Annotated in this window: 17 protein-coding genes and 1 pseudogene; 11 read left to right on the forward strand and 7 right to left on the reverse strand. The window is 33.6% G+C overall.

Translation table 11 applies throughout. From position 1 onward, the window contains the following. Nucleotides 1–75: 75 nt before the first annotated feature. Together GQR97_RS04540 and GQR97_RS04545 are read right to left on the reverse strand one after the other, a co-directional pair. A pseudogene (locus GQR97_RS04540) lies at nucleotides 76–779 on the reverse strand (Bax inhibitor-1 family protein). 40 nt (nucleotides 780–819) lie between these two features. Continuing rightward, a complete protein-coding gene (locus tag GQR97_RS04545; protein ID WP_158845886.1) occupies nucleotides 820–1518 on the reverse strand; it encodes a zinc metallopeptidase in 699 nt (232 codons plus the stop codon). A 150-nt stretch (nucleotides 1519–1668) separates the two neighbouring features. On the opposite strand from GQR97_RS04545, the gene GQR97_RS04550 reads away from it, so the two are divergent. Together GQR97_RS04550 and GQR97_RS04555 are read left to right on the forward strand one after the other, a co-directional pair. Beyond that, nucleotides 1669–3084, forward strand: a complete 1416-nt coding sequence (locus tag GQR97_RS04550) for an SDR family oxidoreductase (RefSeq protein ID WP_158845889.1) — start codon at nucleotides 1669–1671, stop codon at nucleotides 3082–3084. A 117-nt stretch (nucleotides 3085–3201) separates the two neighbouring features. Continuing rightward, the gene (locus GQR97_RS04555) at nucleotides 3202–3948 is read left to right on the forward strand and encodes an outer membrane beta-barrel protein (protein ID WP_158845892.1); all 747 of its coding nucleotides are present in this window, start codon (nucleotides 3202–3204) and stop codon (nucleotides 3946–3948) included. Nucleotides 3949–4179: 231 nt separating this feature from the next. Here the strand turns inward: GQR97_RS04555 and ald are convergent, their stop codons facing one another. From ald to GQR97_RS04570, 3 genes are all read right to left on the reverse strand, one after another. Next, entirely contained in the window at nucleotides 4180–5280 is a 1101-nt protein-coding gene (gene ald / locus GQR97_RS04560; protein WP_158845895.1) for an alanine dehydrogenase, read from the reverse strand. A gap of 256 nt (nucleotides 5281–5536) precedes the next feature. Then, nucleotides 5537–5806, reverse strand: coding sequence for a SemiSWEET family sugar transporter (locus GQR97_RS04565; RefSeq protein WP_158845900.1), 270 nt, complete (start codon nucleotides 5804–5806; stop codon nucleotides 5537–5539). Nucleotides 5807–5915: 109 nt separating this feature from the next. Then, complete coding sequence (locus GQR97_RS04570) at nucleotides 5916–8897, reverse strand: leucine--tRNA ligase (RefSeq protein WP_158845903.1); 2982 nt, start codon at nucleotides 8895–8897, stop codon at nucleotides 5916–5918. A gap of 173 nt (nucleotides 8898–9070) precedes the next feature. Here GQR97_RS04570 and GQR97_RS04575 point away from each other — a divergent pair, with 173 nt between their 5' ends. The 4 genes from GQR97_RS04575 (at nucleotide 9071) to GQR97_RS04590 (ending at nucleotide 12556) form a co-directional block, all read left to right on the forward strand. Further along, nucleotides 9071–9985, forward strand: coding sequence for a DMT family transporter (locus tag GQR97_RS04575; protein ID WP_158845906.1), 915 nt, complete (start codon nucleotides 9071–9073; stop codon nucleotides 9983–9985). 109 nt (nucleotides 9986–10094) lie between these two features. Further along, complete coding sequence (locus tag GQR97_RS04580; protein ID WP_158845909.1) at nucleotides 10095–10973, forward strand: cell division protein FtsX; 879 nt, start codon at nucleotides 10095–10097, stop codon at nucleotides 10971–10973. Between the two features lie 40 nt (nucleotides 10974–11013). Further along, the gene (gene trpB / locus GQR97_RS04585) at nucleotides 11014–12216 is read left to right on the forward strand and encodes a tryptophan synthase subunit beta (RefSeq protein ID WP_158845912.1); all 1203 of its coding nucleotides are present in this window, start codon (nucleotides 11014–11016) and stop codon (nucleotides 12214–12216) included. An 85-nt stretch (nucleotides 12217–12301) separates the two neighbouring features. Further along, nucleotides 12302–12556: a DUF3098 domain-containing protein gene (locus GQR97_RS04590; protein WP_158845915.1), complete on the forward strand. Its 255-nt coding sequence runs from the start codon at nucleotides 12302–12304 to the stop codon at nucleotides 12554–12556. Between the two features lie 75 nt (nucleotides 12557–12631). Here GQR97_RS04590 and GQR97_RS04595 read toward each other — a convergent pair whose 3' ends face one another. Then, nucleotides 12632–13765: a glycerate kinase gene (locus GQR97_RS04595; protein ID WP_158845917.1), complete on the reverse strand. Its 1134-nt coding sequence runs from the start codon at nucleotides 13763–13765 to the stop codon at nucleotides 12632–12634. A 114-nt stretch (nucleotides 13766–13879) separates the two neighbouring features. Between GQR97_RS04595 and GQR97_RS04600 the strand changes: the two genes are divergently transcribed. The 3 genes from GQR97_RS04600 to GQR97_RS04610 are packed head-to-tail and all read left to right on the forward strand — an operon-like array spanning nucleotide 13880 to nucleotide 16146. Beyond that, nucleotides 13880–14674, forward strand: a complete 795-nt coding sequence (locus GQR97_RS04600) for an undecaprenyl-diphosphate phosphatase (RefSeq protein WP_158845920.1) — start codon at nucleotides 13880–13882, stop codon at nucleotides 14672–14674. A 1-nt stretch (nucleotide 14675) separates the two neighbouring features. Continuing rightward, a complete protein-coding gene (truB, locus tag GQR97_RS04605; protein ID WP_158845922.1) occupies nucleotides 14676–15368 on the forward strand; it encodes a tRNA pseudouridine(55) synthase TruB in 693 nt (230 codons plus the stop codon). A 52-nt stretch (nucleotides 15369–15420) separates the two neighbouring features. Beyond that, nucleotides 15421–16146, forward strand: a complete 726-nt coding sequence (locus tag GQR97_RS04610; protein WP_158845924.1) for a hypothetical protein — start codon at nucleotides 15421–15423, stop codon at nucleotides 16144–16146. Here GQR97_RS04610 and GQR97_RS04615 read toward each other — a convergent pair. Continuing rightward, nucleotides 16143–16763 (reverse strand): thioredoxin family protein, encoded by a 621-nt coding sequence (locus GQR97_RS04615; protein WP_158845926.1) that lies wholly within the window; start codon nucleotides 16761–16763, stop codon nucleotides 16143–16145. The genes GQR97_RS04610 and GQR97_RS04615 overlap by 4 nt on opposite strands. 326 nt (nucleotides 16764–17089) lie before the next feature. Here GQR97_RS04615 and GQR97_RS04620 point away from each other — a divergent pair, with 326 nt between their 5' ends. Together GQR97_RS04620 and GQR97_RS04625 are read left to right on the forward strand one after the other, a co-directional pair. After that, on the forward strand, nucleotides 17090–17653 hold the full coding sequence (locus GQR97_RS04620) for a DNA-3-methyladenine glycosylase I (protein WP_158845928.1): 564 nt from the start codon (nucleotides 17090–17092) through the stop codon (nucleotides 17651–17653). Between the two features lie 37 nt (nucleotides 17654–17690). Then, complete coding sequence (locus tag GQR97_RS04625) at nucleotides 17691–18317, forward strand: DUF2490 domain-containing protein (protein WP_158845930.1); 627 nt, start codon at nucleotides 17691–17693, stop codon at nucleotides 18315–18317. Nucleotides 18318–18424 lie beyond the last annotated feature (107 nt).

Consider the following 18424-nt stretch of genomic DNA (forward strand, 5'->3'; position numbering starts at 1 on the left):
TTATTTTGTTGTTTTTGCTATTTATTTTGAAAAGCTTCTACAAGCTCAAAATCTTATTATTATACTTTACCTTAATTAATCTCTAGACATAAAAATTCGTAATACATACCAAACAGTAGCATTAACGAAGCAAATAAGCCTAAAGCAGCAGGAATATAATCTTCAACACCATATTTATTTACTAAATTAGAAGTTTGATACAAAATTGAGCCGGCAGCTAAAAGACACATACCAACCGAGAACCAAAGTCCTAAATTGAAACCAAAAATACTTCCAGCAATAATTAACCCAATGGCTATAAAAAAGCCAACTGTTAGTCCTGCTTTTAAGAATGAAAAATCTTTTTTAGTCACAAAAACAATAGCTGATAAACCTGAAAACAAAGCCAAAGTAACAATACCTGCTTGCTTTAAAATATCCGGTCCTGTTTCCATAGCATACGCCGCGATATAAATAAGCGGTACAAAAATAAAAGCTTCGGCTAAAATGTAAAGTCCAAATGCTAAATACTGCTTATTTTTATCTGGAGTTTTAATCGCCATACCTTCGGCATAGTTTGTAATAAACATAAAACCACCAAGCATAATAAGCCAACGCCAACCTTGCGTCATCGATAAAGCGAACTCTACAACCGTATCACTTTGTAACAATAAATATTCAAAAAGAATAAATACTAAAACACCACCCGCAACATGCGAATACGTTTTTTTGTAAAAAGCCACTCTATCTACTTCGGATAGTTGACTAACCATAAGTTTACCATTAAATGTTTGATTCATAAATTTGGGATTTAATTGATTTTTTAATTATTTATAGGTATTAATTTCTAGAGCCACCAAATACTTGAAAAGCCCAATATACTAAAGATGCTAAAGAACCAATTGCTGCAACTAAATATGTTCTAGCAGCCCATTTTAAAGCATCTTCCGATCCTGCGTATTCTTCTTGAGATAACATGTTTTTATTTTTTAACCAAGCCAAAGCACGGTTACTAGCATCGTATTCTACCGGTAAAGTTACAAAACTAAATAAAGTTGCAAACCCCATCATCACTAATCCAGCAATAGCTACCCAGTAGCCAAAACCTAAACCTGCTGCTGCACCTAACATTAATCCACCAATAACAACCCATTGCGACATATTTGAAGTTACACTAACAATAGGCACTAATTTAGATCTTATTCCTAACCATTGATATGCTTGCGCATGTTGCACGGCATGCCCACACTCGTGTGCTGCCACAGCCGCAGCTGCTGCATTTCGTTGATTATAAACAGACTCACTTAAGTTTACTGTTTTATTTGTTGGGTTATAGTGGTCGGTTAATTGCCCAGGTGTAGAAATAACCTCAACATCGGTAATACCATTATCAGCTAACATTTTTGTAGCAATTTCTGCTCCACTCATGCCATTTCTCAGTTGTATTTTCGAGTATTTGGCAAATTTCTTTTTTAAGGTACTGCTCGCTATCCAGCTTACAAGAGCTATAGCGCCTAGTAATATATAATATCCAATCATTTTGTTTTCGTTTTAAAATTCTAATGTAAATATATCAAAAATAAAGCCAATTGTAATTTATGCTAGTTTGTCAGTTAATTTTTAAATAAATAACGCTTTATAAAAAAATGATTAACTTCGTTTAACATCGTGAAATTCTGATTCTTTAAAATGAAAATACTACTAACAGGCTCAACAGGATATATTGGTAAACGACTCATTCCCGTTCTTGTTGAAGCTGGACATGAAGTTATTTGCTGTGTTAGAGATCCCAAAAGATTCAATCCGCCAGAATCCTTATCAAAAAGTATAACTGTACTTCAATTGGATCTTTTAGATCAAGCGTCTTTAGAACATATTCCAAAAGATATCGATGGTGCTTATTATTTGGTACACTCTATGTCTTCCGACGGAGATTATAAATCTTTAGAAGAAATCTCGGCCCAAAACTTTAGGAGCGCCCTAAAAAACACCAATGTAAATCATGTAGTTTATTTAAGCGGTATTGTTAATGAAACCGAACTTTCTAAACATTTATCCTCTAGAAAAAATGTAGAAATAGAACTTGCTAAAGGCGATTACAATTTTACAGCATTGCGAGCAGGAATTATTATTGGCTCCGGAAGTGCTTCTTTTGAAATTATTAGAGATTTAGTTGAAAAACTCCCTATTATGATTACTCCAAAGTGGTTAAACACCAAATGCCAACCTATTGGTATTTCCGATGTTTTGGCTTTTCTTTCTAGGTCTATGTTTAACCCAGAAACCTTTAATCAGAATTTTGATATTGGCGGCCCCGATGTATTAACATATAAGGAGATGCTTTTAAACTTTGGCAAAGCACGGAATTTAAAACGTAAAATTATTACCGTTCCTGTGATGACGCCTAAATTGTCTTCGTACTGGCTTTATTTTGTAACCTCAACCTCATACAAACTTGCTGCGTCTCTTGTAAACAGTATGAAAATAGAGGTGGTTTGTCGTGATAACCGTATAAATAATATTTTAGGCATAACACCTTTAAGTTATAACGAATCTCTAAAACGCGCTTTCACTAAAATTGAAAATAACGAAATCCTTTCGAGTTGGAAAGATGCTTATTCAAGTAGCGGACTAAACTTTAATATATCCGAATTTATACAAGTCCCGTCTTTTGGTTGTTTTAAAGATAGTAGAACGAAACCTATTAAAAATCGTGAAGAGACCATAGATAAAATATGGGCTATTGGCGGAACTACCGGATGGTATTACGGCACTTGGCTTTGGAAAATTAGAGGCTATATGGATAAGTTATTTGGTGGTGTTGGATTAAGACGTGGACGAACAAATCCATCTACTATAAACGTGGGAGATTCCATCGATTTTTGGCGTGTATTGTATGCGGATAAAACAGAAGGTCGTTTACTTTTATTTGCTGAAATGAAACTACCTGGCGAAGCTTGGTTAGAATTTAAAGTTGTAAATGATAAACTAACACAAACCGCAACATTTAGGCCTCTTGGTTTAGCGGGCAGATTATATTGGTATGCTGTATTACCTTTTCATGGGTTTATTTTTAAAGGTATGCTTAAAGCTTTGACAGCTTAATACAAACAAGAAAGCTATTTGATTTTATGAGAAAAACATCTAGTTTCGTTTTATAAATAATATAAAATATTGAAAACAGTTTTATATAATCATATTGACATTCATTAACCCCAAACTATGAAACAAATAATTGTACTTACATTCTTTATTACCTTATTTATTAAATCTTACTCACAAGAAAAAAAAGTCAATTTTCAATTACTTGCAGGAACAACATTATCCGTTCCCAAAACAAGTGATTTAACAAATTCGAATATTACTGGAGCACCCAAAATAAGATCTTATATAAACATTGGAGCCTTTATTTTACCAAATCTAAATTATGCTTTGAATGAAAAAACTTCTCTAGATTTCGGCCTAGGCTTTTACCTTGACAGATTCTCTATTGAAGATGAAATTGGCTATGTAATAAGCAAAGGCAATAGAAACATAAGTCAAATTCAAACTCCAATTAATTTCAACTTTCATTTTGGAAATAGTAATTCCTATCAATTTGGAATTGGTGCTTTTACAGCATTTTTAATATCAGCCAAAGAAAAAGGTGAAACAAGAATTGAATCTTCAGCTTTTTATTACAACGATGAAAACCCTGCTCTAGATCCTTTAGTTGACCGCAACGCTGCTGTAAATTACGATAAAGATCTAAAGAGTAAATATAATTCGGTTGGAATAGGAGCCTTTATCCAATTAAAAAAGAACATCTCATTTTCCGAAAACACAAAAGGTTTTTTATTATTAAAAATAAATCAATATTTCAATTCTATAAAGAATGCTGACTCTAACTCAAACTTAAATGAATATGTGGATTCTAATAATGAAAAAGAACCAACAACTGTTAATTTTGGAGTTGGAATTAATTTATAAAAAAACTTAACGAAAATTCTATAATACTTAGACTTATTAAACCACAGCCAAAACCCGCGTTAAGGATAGAACGGCCTGTTTGAGCTCCCCCGACCTTTTGAGGGGGAGCGAGTAGTGATAGCCTGACCCTTTTCGGGTAACGCCCAAATGATTATTTAAAACAAAAAAAATCTGGTTTTAGACATGATGCCTAAAACCAGATTTAATATATAGTTTGTGTATTTTAAGAAACTATGCTGTTTCTAAAGACATATCAAAAGCTTCGGCTATTTCTTTGTACACTATTTTTCCTTTTACAATGTTTAAACCTTTACCTAGTGGCACGCTATTTTCGCAAGCTTGCTCCCAACCTTCGTTTGCTAATTTAATAACATACGGTAAGGTTACGTTGGTTAAACCCATTGTAGATGTATATGGCACAGCACCTGGCATATTGGCTACGGTGTAATGTACAACCTCGTCTATAATGTATGTTGGATCTTGGTGCGTGGTTGGGTGTGTGGTTTCAAAACATCCGCCTTGATCTACAGCTACATCTACCATTACGGTACCTGGGCGCATTTCTTTTAGCATATCGCGTGTTATTAATTTTGGAGCTTTTGCACCTTTTAATAATACACCACCAATAATTAAATCGGTATCAGAAATATGTTTACGTATGTTATATTCACTAGAAAACTCACTTACTACGTTGTTTGGCATAGAATCACTTACATAACGTAAGGCTTTCATGTTAACATCCATAATGGTTACTTGTGCGCCTAAACCAGATGCCATTTTTGCGGCTTGATACCCAACAATTCCTGCACCAAGAATAAGTACTTTTGCTGGTGGCACACCTGGAATTCCGCCTAATAAAATACCGCGACCTTTAATGGGTTTCTCTAAGTATTTTGCGCCTTGTTGTACAGACATACGACCTGCAACCTCAGACATTGGGATTAAAAGTGGTAAAGATCCATCGTTATCTTCTACGGTTTCGTAAGCGATACAAATGGATTTGCTTTTAATCATAGCCATAGTTAAAGGCTCGCTAGATGCGAAATGAAAATAAGTAAACACGACTTGGTTTTCCTTAATTAAATCGTATTCTGGCTCGATAGGTTCTTTTACCTTTACTATCATGTCTGCAATATCGTAAACAGCTTCTATGCTATCTAAAATAGTTGCACCTGCCTCTATATATTCTTCATCGAGAAAACCACTATTGAAACCTGCGTTGGTTTGCACGTAAACTTCGTGGTTTCTTTTGGTTAATTCGAAAACTCCAGAAGGTATCATACCTACGCGGTTTTCGCTGTTTTTTATCTCAATAGGAACTCCAATTTTCATTTATTAAGCTTTTTATAGTTTTAAATCGAAGTAAAATTAATACAAAATTTTTAATATTATAATCAAAATAACGATTTTGTTGTATTATTTTTAACTAATACGCAATAACACTGATTAATCTATAATTTGTGTCGATTTAATAAAAAATCACTTTAAAAATATTTAATTCATCTAAAAAATAGTGAATTTTTTAATAAATCAATATTTACACTTTTTGAAATGGGAAGCGTTTTTCACCGCAATAAAATTCTATAAACTACTTTTTTCTATACTTAATTTTAAGTACTAAAACAGCAAAACATAATACCGATGTAACTGTATTTGCTATTACCATAGACAAACTTTTTAGGCTGTATCCATAAATTAACCACAATAAAACACCTATAAACATAGCCGTAAACATGGTTAAGGATATGCCTTCTACCTCTTTTGTTTTCCATGCTTTGTATACCTGCGGAATAAAAGATGCCGTAGTTAAGGTGGCAGCTACTAAACCTACAATTTCTATGGGTTGAATTTCGAACATAACTTAAAACTTAAATGGATACTTTTTATTTTTTTAAGACTAAATTAAAATAAGCCATCTCATTATTATAAACGAGATGGCTTACATGCTTATTTTTAACTAGATAGGCTTAACCTACTATATTTACAATTTTACCTGGCACAACTATTACTTTTTTAGGTGTGCGATCTCCTAATTGTTCTTTTGTTTTCTCGTGAGCTAATACCGTTTTCTCGATATCTTCTTTACTCATATCCATGGGTAACTCTAAAGTGAAACGCATTTTTCCGTTGAAAGAAATTGGATAGTTTTTACTACTTTCTACCAAATGGCTTGCATCGAATTCTGGAAATTCTGCAGTTGAAATAGATTCGCTATTCCCTAATTGGTTCCATAATTCTTCCGCAATATGTGGCGCGTAAGGTGATAATAAAACTAATAGCGGTTTTAAAATTTCTTTAGATGTACATTTTTGAGTTGTTAACTCATTAACAGCAATCATAAATGTTGAAACCGATGTATTGAAAGAAAAATTCTCGATATCTTCTTGAACCTTTTTAATGGTTTTATGAAGTGTTTTTAAATTATCTTTTGTTGCTGCTGTTTCTGTAACTTTAAGTCCGTTATCATCCACATACAATTTCCATAGCTTTTTAAGGAAGTTGTGCACACCTGTAATTCCGGCCGTATTCCAAGGTTTGTATTGCTCTAAAGGCCCAAGAAACATTTCGTATAAACGAAGACTATCTGCACCGTAATCTGAAACAATGTTATCAGGATTGACAACGTTGTATTTAGATTTAGACATTTTTTCGACTTCGCGACCTACTTTAAAAGTTCCATTTTCTTCATAAATAAATTCAGAATCCTTATATTCTTCTCTCCAATTCTTAAAAGCTTCAGTATCTAATTCATCTGAAGAATTCACAAAAGCGACATCAGCGTGAATACCCTGACGCAATTCAATTTTAAATTCATCAAGACTTTCAATTATCTTATCATATGATTTCAAAGCATTCTCAGTTTCTGGCTTATATTTTACAATTAACTCCTTAAGAAACTCTTGATCATTTGCACGATTTTCTGAAACCAATATATTTGATTTTACATCATACGCTCCTGACATATAACCAGGACTTCCAAATTTTCCTTTTTCATATTTAAAACCATCAAGTCTTCTTACAAAAGCACTAGTCCCCAAAATCATTCCTTGGTTAATCAGTTTTTTAGCAAACTCATCAACAGGTACAACACCTTTATCGAACAAGAATTTCTGCCAAAAACGAGAATACAGTAAATGTCCTGTAGCGTGCTCGCTTCCGCCAATGTATAAATCGACATCTTTCCAGTAATCCATCGCTTCTTTACTCGCGAATTCTTCGGTGTTTGTAGAATCCATGTAGCGGTTAAAATACCAAGAACTACCAGCCCAACCTGGCATGGTGTTTAATTCTAACGGATGGATGGTTTCATTATCGATTAAATCGTTAGAAACAACTTCGTTCTTATCAGTATCCCAAGCCCAAACGGTCGCATTACCTAATGGTGGCTCGCCGGTTTCGGTTGGTAAATATTTTTCTACTTCTGGTAATTTAATTGGTAAATGTGCAGCATCAATCATTTGCGGCATGCCATCTACATAATACACCGGGAAAGGCTCTCCCCAATAACGTTGGCGACTAAATACAGCATCGCGTAAACGGTAATTGGTTTTCCCTTCGCCATACCCAATTTTTTCTAATTCGAAAATAGCACGTTTGGTGGCTTTCTTGTAGTTCATTCCGTTTAGGAAATCACTATTAGCAATAATGGTTTTATTTTTATCGGTAAAGGCTTCTTCCGAAATATCGGCACCTTCAAAAATATTTATAATCGGGATATTAAAATGTTTTGCAAAAGCATAATCACGTTGATCGCCACATGGCACCGACATTACAGCTCCTGTACCGTAACCCGCTAAAACGTAATCGCCAATCCAAATTGGAATTGGTTCTTTAGAAAAAGGATGCTCGGCATAAGCACCAGTAAATGCACCAGAAATTGTTTTTACATCGGCCATTCTATCGCGTTCGCTACGTTTTGCGGTTGCTAAAATATAAGCATCTACATCTGCTTTTTGTTCAGCAGTTGTGATTTTAGAAACTAAATCGTGTTCTGGAGCAAGCGTCATGAAAGAGACTCCAAAAACAGTATCTGGCCTTGTTGTAAATACATCGATAACGGCATCGTTTTCTTTAACATTAAAAGTTACCGAAGCTCCAACAGATTTACCAATCCAGTTACGCTGACTTTCTTTAAGTGAATCTGTCCAATCAATTTTATCTAAACCTTGAAGTAAACGTTCCGCGTAAGCAGAAATTCGCATACTCCATTGTGTCATCTTTTTTCGCACTACAGAATGTCCGCCACGCTCGGAAACACCATTAACTATTTCGTCGTTCGCTAAAACCGTTCCTAATCCAGGACACCAGTTTACTTCAGTTTCAGCTAAATATGTTAATCTATATTGTAATAAAATTTCTTGTTGCTCTTTAGATGTATACGCCTTCCATTCTGCTGCTGTAAATGGTTCGATATTATCATCGCAAACCGCATTTACTGTAGCGTTTCCTTCTGCTTCAAAAATGGTAACTAAAGTTGAAATATCTTCAGCTTTATCGTTATCATTATTAAACCAAGAGTTGAACAATTGAATAAAAACCCATTGTGTCCATTTGTAATAACTAGGATCGGATGTTCTTACCTCACGAGACCAATCGAAAGAAAAACCAATTTGATCTAACTGGCGACGGTATGTTTTAATATTATCGGCAGTAGTAACCGCAGGATGTTGCCCTGTTTGGATAGCGTACTGCTCGGCAGGTAAACCAAAACTATCATACCCTTGCGGATGCAATACGTTAAAACCTTGATGACGCTTGTAACGTGCATAAATATCGGATGCGATATAACCTAACGGATGCCCAACGTGCAAGCCAGCTCCACTTGGGTAAGGGAACATATCTAGCACATAATATTTTGGTTTTTCACTTTGGTTTTCGGCTTTAAATGTTTGGTTGTCTGCCCAATATTTTTGCCACTTTTCTTCGATTTTATTGAAATCGTATATCATCCTATATCTTGTTTTCGTATTACTATAAGGTGGTTTTTAAAACCGCCATATTCGGCGCAAATTTACGTTTTATAAATCAACTTAAAAATCTTTTATTTTTATAAGTTAATTCACCCAAAAACTATGCTATATCAACATTATCCTTTTACTTTTGTCCTTTAAAATAGAACACATTGAATTCTAATACTTATAAAGCCCATTTTGCACTTTTTAGCGCCAACCTTATTTACGGTGCAAACTATATTATAGCAAAAGGCATTATGCCACATAAAATTGGACCAACCGCTTTTGTTTTTATTCGTTTGGCTTGCTGCGCGATGCTATTTTGGGCATTAAAATTTTTGTTTGTAAAAGAAAAAGTAGAACGTAAAGATTTTATACAATTAGGCCTTTGCGGTCTACTTGGAGCTGCTGCTAATATGATGTTTTTTTTTCACGGTATTAATTTAACATCACCTGTAGATGCGTCTATAATAATGACCGTTACTCCTGTTATGGTTTTTATTTTTAGCTTCTTTATTTTGAAAGAACGCTTAACAAAAAACAAATTTATAGGCATTATAATTGCCGGTATAGGCGCTATATTTTTAATCGCCTATGGAAATAAATCTACGGGAACAAGTTCTTTATTAGGTAATTCACTTGTGTTTTTAAATGCCTCAAGTTACGGCCTCTATCTAGTAATCGTTAAAACTTTAATGAAAAAATACCATTCCATAACGATTATTAGTTGGATGTTTTTATTCGGATTTATTTTTATTTTACCATTCGCCTATCAACCTATAATAGATACTAATTTTGAGTCCTTTAGCACAAACACATATTTAGTTATTGGATATGTGGTTCTTTTTACAACTTTTTTCGCCTACTTACTTAATGTTTTTGCATTAAACCATGTTATGCCATCGGTTACCAGTAGCTATATTTATTTACAACCGGTAATTAGTTTTTTAATGGTAACTATTTACGCTTATGTTTTAATGAAAGACGAATATGCACAAGATATTAACTTTGTAAAAATATTAAGTTGCCTTATGGTGGTAGCTGGCGTTTATATTATTAGTAAACCACCGAAGAAATTAGCTTAATTTTTAGTACAAATTAAAGCCCAATAACAACAATTTCAATATGTTTCAGTTTATTTAAATGAAGATTCACTATTCTTTATTATTTTTACAGTATTAATCGACATCTTTTATGAGTTCATCTTTTGAAAAACATCAAAAACGCAGACTAATTTCATCGTATTTCTCGGTGGTTTTAAGTATTGCTTTAGTATTATTTTTACTAGGACTTTTAGGTATGTTGGTACTGAACGCCAAAAAAGTTTCCGATCATTTTAAAGAACAAGTAGTTCTTACAATTTATTTGAAAGATTCGGCTAAAGATGTTGAAACCAAACAGCTTGAAAAAAGTTTGGCTATGGCCGATTATGTAAAATCTACCGAATATGTATCTAAAGAACAGGCTGCCGAATTTATGAAAGCTGAAAACGGTGAAGATTTTATGGATTTTGTGGGTTACAATCCATTGCAAAATTCGATTGATGTACACTTAAAAGCAGACTTTGTAACATCGGAACATCTAGAAAAAATTTCAGCGGAAGCTATAAATAAAAACTTTGTAGAAGAAGTAACCTATGATAACGACTTGGTGAACCTTATGAACGATAACGTTAAAAAAATTAGTTTTTGGGTTTTAGTGATCAGTGGTATCTTCACGCTTATTGCTGTGTTATTAATAAATAGTTCCATCCGTTTGGCAGTATATTCTAAACGATTCACCATAAAAACCATGCAAATGGTTGGAGCGACGAAACGGTTTATTAGACGTCCATTTATTTGGAAAAGCGTTCGTTTAGGTATTATTGGTGCTATACTCGCTTTAATAGGTATGGCTATTGTTTTATATTATTTAAACAAAACTTTTGCAGAGTTAGAATTACTAAGTAACCCGATTTTAATAGCTATTTTATTTGGTGCTATTTTCGCGCTTGGCATTTTAATAACATGGATAAGCACACATTTTGCGACACAACGTTTCTTGAATTTAAAAACAGACGAGCTGTATTATTAAATACAAGCCTTATATTTAGTTACTATAAAAAATCATAACAATGTCTAAAAACTATTTCAAAAACAACCCTGATAAAGATGGGTTTTTCGGAACATACGGAGGCGCATTTATTCCGCCTAATTTAGAAGAAGAAATGAAAAAAATTAATGATGCTTACTTCTCAATAAGTAAATCTCATAAATTTATTACAGAACTACGACAAATAAGGAAACATTTTCAAGGCAGACCAACACCTGTTTATCATTGCAGTAGGTTATCTGAAAAATATGGCGGTCAGATTTATTTAAAAAGAGAAGATTTAAATCATACAGGCGCGCATAAATTAAACCACTGTATGGGTGAAGCTTTACTGGCAAAACATATGGGCAAGAAAAAGCTAATTGCGGAAACCGGAGCCGGCCAGCACGGTGTGGCATTAGCTACTGCAGCCGCATATTTTGGTTTGGAGTGCGAAATCCATATGGGTGAAGTTGATATAGCTAAAGAATATCCAAATGTGCAAAAAATGAAAGTTTTAGGCACCACCGTAATACCAGTTACTCATGGTTTAAAAACGTTAAAAGAAGCTGTAGACAGTGCTTTTGAAGCTTATTTAAAAGACCCTATAAATTCCATATATTGTATTGGCTCTGTAGTTGGGCCACACCCATTCCCTATGATGGTAAGAGATTTTCAACGTGTTGTAGGTATCGAAGCTAAAGATCAATTTTTTGAAATGACGGGAGAATTACCAGATAACGTTGTGGCCTGCGTTGGTGGAGGCAGTAATGCTATGGGTATTTTTTCTGCATTTTTATTTGATGATGAATGTGCACTTTATGGTATTGAACCTGGTGGAACATCTTTTAAAATGGGCGAACACGCAGCAACAATGACTTTAGGTAAACCAGGTACTATCCACGGTTTTAAATGTTATGTTTTACAAGATGAAAATGGAGAACCAGCACCCGTGCACTCTATTGCTAGTGGGTTAGATTATCCTGGAGTTGGACCAGAACACAGTATGTTAAAAGATTTAGAAAAAGTAACTTACGATTCTATTACAGACAAAGAATGTATTGATGCATTTTTTGAATTAAGCCGCTTAGAAGGTATTATTCCGGCTTTAGAAAGCTCGCATGCGGTTGCATACGCCTTAAAACTAGCTAAGAAAAACCCAAAACAATCTATTTTAGTAAATTTAAGTGGTAGAGGAGATAAGGATTTAGATTATATTATTGATACTTATGGCATACCAGATTAAAAAAAAGTAAATACACTTAACAAAATTTAAGAAATAAAAACAGTTACTTTGCTTTTTAGTAAAAATTAAGGGAGATATAATTACTATGGGAGATAAAAAACAAAAAGACGCAGTAAAAGCCACATTTGTATTTGGTAAAAAAAACTATAAATTCATGTTTATTGGTCTAGCTATTATTGCACTTGGTTTTATTTTAATGTCTGGTGGTGGTAGCGACGATCCTGCTGTTTTTAACCCAGAAATATTTAGCTGGAGACGTATCCGTTTGGCACCAATGCTTATTCTTATTGGGTTTGGTATTCAAGTTTATGCTATTTTATTGAATCCGGATAAGAAGTAAAACTTCTTGATTAATTCCTTATTTTGAATGATATGATTTCTCTTATCGTCGAAATGATGGAAGTATTTTAAAACATCAAGTTGATTGCTGTAAATGTTCGGCAAACGTTTTAGCCATTTTTTCAACATAACTTTTGGAGTTCCTCATAGCATCATTTAAATTTTTAGCATAATTCATAACGGCATCGGCATATTCTATTCCGAAATCTTTTACATCCTTTCCTTCCAAATCTATAGCACCACAAAACGCAGCCACTTTTATCTGTTTCGCTTTCGCGGAAGATAGCACGCCTTGTATCGTTTTCCCAGACATGGTTTGAGTATCGAGCTTACCTTCTCCTGTAATAATCCAATCGGCATGATCCAATTGTTCATCGAAATTTGCTAAATCCTTAATAAGCTGAATACCGCGCTCTAAAGTGCCTTTTAAAAATACTTTTGATGCAATCCCCATACCTCCAGCGGCTCCTGCACCTTGAGTTTTTTGAGCATCGATGCCAAAAACGGCGTCTATAATTTTTGAAAACGATTTCAAACCTTCATTTAACATTTTAATATCGTCCGTGTTTGCACTTTTTTGAGCAGCGTAAACCTCAGCAGCTCCGTATTTTCCGTATAACGGATTGGTAACATCGCAGGCCACTTTAAAACTGACTTCGCTAATATTTGGATGTACATTGGTAACATCAATCGATTTAATTTTCGATAAATTAGCTCCAATGGGTTTTACCTCCTTTTCATTTTTATCTAAAAAACGATAACCTAAAGCAGTTGCCATACCAATGCCACAATCGTTGGTTGCACTCCCACCAATACCTAAAATAATGGTTTTAGCTCCCTTATTTAATGCATCCACAATCATATCGCCAGTACCAAGTGTTGTTGCATTTTTACAGTCGAATTCTTTACGCTTTAAAAGTTTTAAACCCGAAGCTTCAGCCATTTCAATAAATGCCGTTTTAGAATCTTCAGCATATAAATAAGATGCCATTACCGGTTGAAAGAAAGGATTATTTACCTCAATGGAAACTACCTTACCTTTTAAATAATAATTAACCACTTCTATGGTTCCATCTCCGCCGTCTGCTAAAGGCAGTTTAACAATACTCACTTCTGGCATTACAGTTTTAATTCCTGCTTCAACAGCACTGCAAAACTCTAAACCTGTTAAAGAATTTTTAAACTTATCTGGCGCTAGTATAATTTTCATATATATTTAATAATTCCTCCTTGTTTTTCCGAAATTAGAGATTCTACTTTTAAAGTATAAAATTTTTATAAGATTATCATGACGATACTACGCCAATTTTAATATTTTTGCGCCATGGAAATAATAGATGCAATTATACTGGGTATTATTCAAGGACTTACCGAATTTCTACCCGTTTCGTCAAGTGGACATTTAGAAATAGGAAAAGCCATTTTAGGCGATACTCAAGTAGCAGAACAAAGTTTACTTTTTACGGTAGTACTTCACTTTGCAACAGCTTTGAGTACCATTGTGGTTTTTAGAAAAGATATTTTGAGTCTTATACAAGGCGCGCTTAAATTTAAATGGAACGAGGATTTGCAATTTATTTCCAAGATTGCAATTTCTATGATACCGGCCGTAATTGTTGGTTTATTTTTTGAAGAACAATTAGAATCTCTTTTTGGCGGTAATATTCTATTAGTAGGTTGCATGTTAATTGTTACAGCTATTTTACTTTACTTAGCAGATAAAGCCAAGGACACCAATAAAAACGTAACCTTTAAAAATGCTTTTATAATTGGTATATCTCAAGCCATTGCCATGTTACCAGGTATTTCGCGTTCTGGAGCTACTATTTCTACGTCGGTTTTACTTGGAAACGATAAAACAAAAGCAGCACGTTTTTCTTTTTTAATGGTTGTACCTTTAATTTTTGGTAAAATTGCTAAAGATGTTATAAGCGGTGATTTAGCTTACGATAGCGGAAACTTCACTGCACTTTCTATTGGTTTTGTTGCAGCTTTTATTGCAGGTTTGTTTGCTTGTACTTGGATGATTTCTTTAGTAAAGAAAAGCAAACTATCCTACTTTGCTATTTACTGCCTAATTGTTGGAATTATTGCCATTACTTATTCTTTATTAAATTAAGATGAAAACAGCCGACGATTACCAGGCGGGTCAAGTTCTATTGATCGATAAGCCACTAACATGGACTTCTTTTCAGGTGGTTAATAAACTCCGTTGGGAAATTCGCCAGGCTTTCAATATTAAAAAAATAAAAGTTGGCCACGCTGGAACTTTAGATCCTTTAGCCACTGGCTTATTGGTGATTTGTACCGGAAAAATGACCAAGCAGATTGACACCTTTCAAGGACAAATAAAAGAATACACAGGTACTTTTGTTTTAGGAGGCACAACGCCATCTTACGACTTGGAATCTGAAGTAAATGAAACCTTTGAAACCAGCCATATTACAGAAGATTTAATTTATGGCACTACTGCACAATTCATTGGTGATATTGAACAGTTTCCACCTATCTTTTCAGCATTAAAAAAAGATGGAAAACGCTTATACGAATACGCTCGTGCCGGCGAAACAGTTGAAATTAAATCGAGAAAAATAAATGTTTCAGAATTTGAAATCACCAAAATTGATGATTTAAATATTGATTTCAGAATAGTTTGTAGCAAAGGGACTTACATTCGCTCTTTGGCACACGATTTTGGAAAAGCATTACAATCTGGAGCCCACTTATCTGTTTTACGCAGAACAAAAATTGGTGATTTTAATGTGAATGATGGAGACTCTATCGAAGGCTTCATCGCATCGCTAAAAGTCTAAGTTCATCATTTTTACGTATATTTATTAATTAAAAGCTCCTAAATTCATCGATTTGAACCTAACAGATCAACATAAAGCCCTACTTATCACGCTTCTAATTGCTGGAACCGTAGTGCTTACCGTATTCAATATTGGGCTTAAACAACAATATGATTTAGCTTCTGAAAGTTATTACGAATTAGAGCCTGAAAAAGAACTACTCCCTGAAGAAATTAAAATATTGGAAAGCTTAGAAAAGCTTAGTAATGCTAAAGCAGAAACTAATTCGGCATTTAACGAAACACAAAAGAGCAAACATTTTGCTCAAGCTTATAAAACCCTCGCTCCACCAGAGGATTATGTCCCACAAAACCAAAATAGCTCTGAGAACTCAGATGACTCTGACAATTCTTACACTAAGAAATATAAAGCAATAGATTCTAAACTTAATAAAGAGCAATTATCATCTTTTAATAAAGTAAATGATTTATTGAAAAAACAAAAAGATGAAGGAAATAATTCTAAAAGCACAATAAGTTACTCGTTATCTAATAGAAAAAAAATATTTATTCCTATTCCCGTTTATCTTTGTGAAGTAGATGGTAAGGTTGTTATAAACATCTCTGTTAATTCTAACGGAAATGTTATGGAAGCTTATGTTAACTCGTCTTCAAACTCATCCAACGATTGTTTAATAAAACATGCCTTGGAATACGCTAAAAAATCGAAATTTAGTAGTGATGGTTCCAAGGCATCTCAAATTGGAAGTATTACTTTTAATTTTATCGGTAAAAGCTAAACTGATGTAACTGGACTTACTTCCGAAAGTATTTTAGTTACATCTTTTATAATATTTTGCCCCTTATCCTTATTATACCAATACTGTAAATCTTCTTTAAATTCTGGAGTTAAACTACCATTTTCGGCCTTAAACCTGTTAACCAAATTAGTAGCTTCGCTTGGTCTTGGCCCAAAGGTATTTAAAACTTTACCTGTAGCATTATCAATCATAATTACTTTAGGAATAGCACGACCTCCGTTTGTTAAAAAAGCATCTATAAGCTCCAAATTTTCATCACGAAGCACTACTTTCATATCAATATTGTCATTTAATTCTGCTATCTTATTAATAGCAGGTAAAACATGAGCTGCGTCACCACACCAACTTTCGGTAATTACTAACCAAGTCGATTTTTGACTAAAAGCTTCAATTTGCTTTTTATCATCTTCAGAAATTTTAATAGTTTTATCCCAACGCTTCATACGTTTATCGTTAAGCTTAGTATAACCAGCTAAATCCGCATTTTGTTCTGGACCCGTATTCGCATTTTTTTCTACTAATTGCTTAACCAAATCTCTATATGCTTGGTAGCTAATACTGTTTTTTAATCCTGAATTTATAATAGCGTTGCTCATAACATTCTCTTTTAACTAATACAAAATTAGTATCTTGTACTATGATTTACGATGACTTTTGTCATGTTTTTTTTACTAAACTTACACTATCTTCAATTGGTTAAAAATCTTGAGACCCTTACACATTGTTTTCATTTTACTTTTTGCAGTGTTTTATTGTATTCAACGCTCTCAGTTAATTGAAAATATCTAACTTCTAAAAACTTTTATCTATATAGTTTGCCATCTTTATGTGTAATTCTATATTTTGCTTGCTCAATTAAAATTTTGCAGATACAAGTAAAGCAAAAAGAAGAAGAAATAGCAAAATTAAAACCTTAATTACAATGACAAAACACAGATGTGGCTGGTGCGAAGGCGATGCTTTATATGAAGCTTATCACGATGAAGAATGGGGAGTTCCCGTTTATGATGATGCTACCATTTTTGAATTCTTAATATTAGAAACTTTTCAGGCCGGTTTAAGTTGGATTACAGTTTTACGGAAACGTGAAAACTTCAAAAAGGCTTTTGATAATTTCGACTATAAAAAAATTGCAGAATACAGTCAAGATAAAATGGACGATTTACTTTTGGATGCCGGCATTATTCGGAATAAACTAAAAGTAAAAGCTACAGTTACCAATGCACAAGCCTTTATAAAAATTCAAGACGAATTTGGAAGTTTCAGCAAATACATCTGGGCTTTTGTTAAAGGAAAACCTATTAAAAACAGTGTAGATCATTATAAAAACGCACCACCAAACACAGCAATTAGCGATGCTTTAAGTAAAGACTTAAAAAAACGTGGTTTTAAATTTGTAGGTTCTACCGTAGTTTATGCTCACATGCAAGCTACAGGAATGGTAAACGATCATGAAGTGAATTGTTTTAGGTATGCGGAAGTATAAATTAATCTTTCTATTTTTCATTTTTATAACCTTTGAAATGGTTTCTCAGGAAAACCTCAATACTTTAGGCGAAACTAGAATTGCTGTAAACAAAAAAGTTTCGAAGGTGTATGATATTAATTTCACACTAAGATCGCGCTATTTTTTATACCAAGATAGCCACTTACATTACGACCAACAACAAGTAGATTTTTATCATTTTTCAAAATTAAAATTAGATAAACGCCATACTTTAAGTTTAGGTGTTTATTATAGAACTAGAGCCCCTTTTGATAGTGGTAGTAATGAATTACGCTTCTTTGAGCAATTTAGTTATAAGCAGCAAAAACTTGGCGTAAAATACGGCCATAGATTTAGAGCCGAACAACGTATACTAGATGCTAATACTATTTTTAGAGAACGTTATAGGTTTGCGGCAAACGTTCCTTTAAAGGGTGAAACACTAGACATTGGAGAACCTTATTTGACAAGTGCACTTGAAGGTTTATTAAGTTTAAGTGAAACAGAAAAACCAGAAACAGATATTAGATTAACCACCCAAATTGGTTGGCAAATTACTGAAGACATAAAATTACAAACCGGCTTAGAGCATAGACTCGAAGCTTTTAACCTTGCTGCAAAAAACAATTTATTTATTTTAACATCGGCAACCTTAAATATTTAAAAACTTCCATTAAAACCTAAACTTCCGCAGTGATATAAAACATAACTCTAAATTTCTTTATTAAACATTGATGATTGCTTATTTTAGCTTATCCAAATAATACCTAG

It is taken from the genome of Algibacter sp. L1A34 (assembly GCF_009796805.1).
Classification (GTDB): Bacteria; Bacteroidota; Bacteroidia; order Flavobacteriales; family Flavobacteriaceae; genus Algibacter.

Coding starts and splice junctions, on each gene's coding strand:
- GQR97_RS04545 (WP_158845886.1), bottom strand. CDS start 1,518: ATGATTGGATATTATATATTACTAGGCGCTATAGCTCTTGTAAGCTGG.
- GQR97_RS04550 (WP_158845889.1), top strand. CDS start 1,669: ATGAAAATACTACTAACAGGCTCAACAGGATATATTGGTAAACGACTC.
- GQR97_RS04555 (WP_158845892.1), top strand. CDS start 3,202: ATGAAACAAATAATTGTACTTACATTCTTTATTACCTTATTTATTAAA.
- ald (WP_158845895.1), bottom strand. CDS start 5,280: ATGAAAATTGGAGTTCCTATTGAGATAAAAAACAGCGAAAACCGCGTA.
- GQR97_RS04565 (WP_158845900.1), bottom strand. CDS start 5,806: ATGTTCGAAATTCAACCCATAGAAATTGTAGGTTTAGTAGCTGCCACC.
- GQR97_RS04570 (WP_158845903.1), bottom strand. CDS start 8,897: ATGATATACGATTTCAATAAAATCGAAGAAAAGTGGCAAAAATATTGG.
- GQR97_RS04580 (WP_158845909.1), top strand. CDS start 10,095: ATGAGTTCATCTTTTGAAAAACATCAAAAACGCAGACTAATTTCATCG.
- trpB (WP_158845912.1), top strand. CDS start 11,014: ATGTCTAAAAACTATTTCAAAAACAACCCTGATAAAGATGGGTTTTTC.
- GQR97_RS04590 (WP_158845915.1), top strand. CDS start 12,302: ATGGGAGATAAAAAACAAAAAGACGCAGTAAAAGCCACATTTGTATTT.
- GQR97_RS04595 (WP_158845917.1), bottom strand. CDS start 13,765: ATGAAAATTATACTAGCGCCAGATAAGTTTAAAAATTCTTTAACAGGT.
- GQR97_RS04600 (WP_158845920.1), top strand. CDS start 13,880: ATGGAAATAATAGATGCAATTATACTGGGTATTATTCAAGGACTTACC.
- truB (WP_158845922.1), top strand. CDS start 14,676: ATGAAAACAGCCGACGATTACCAGGCGGGTCAAGTTCTATTGATCGAT.
- GQR97_RS04615 (WP_158845926.1), bottom strand. CDS start 16,763: ATGAGCAACGCTATTATAAATTCAGGATTAAAAAACAGTATTAGCTAC.
- GQR97_RS04620 (WP_158845928.1), top strand. CDS start 17,090: ATGACAAAACACAGATGTGGCTGGTGCGAAGGCGATGCTTTATATGAA.
- GQR97_RS04625 (WP_158845930.1), top strand. CDS start 17,691: ATGGTTTCTCAGGAAAACCTCAATACTTTAGGCGAAACTAGAATTGCT.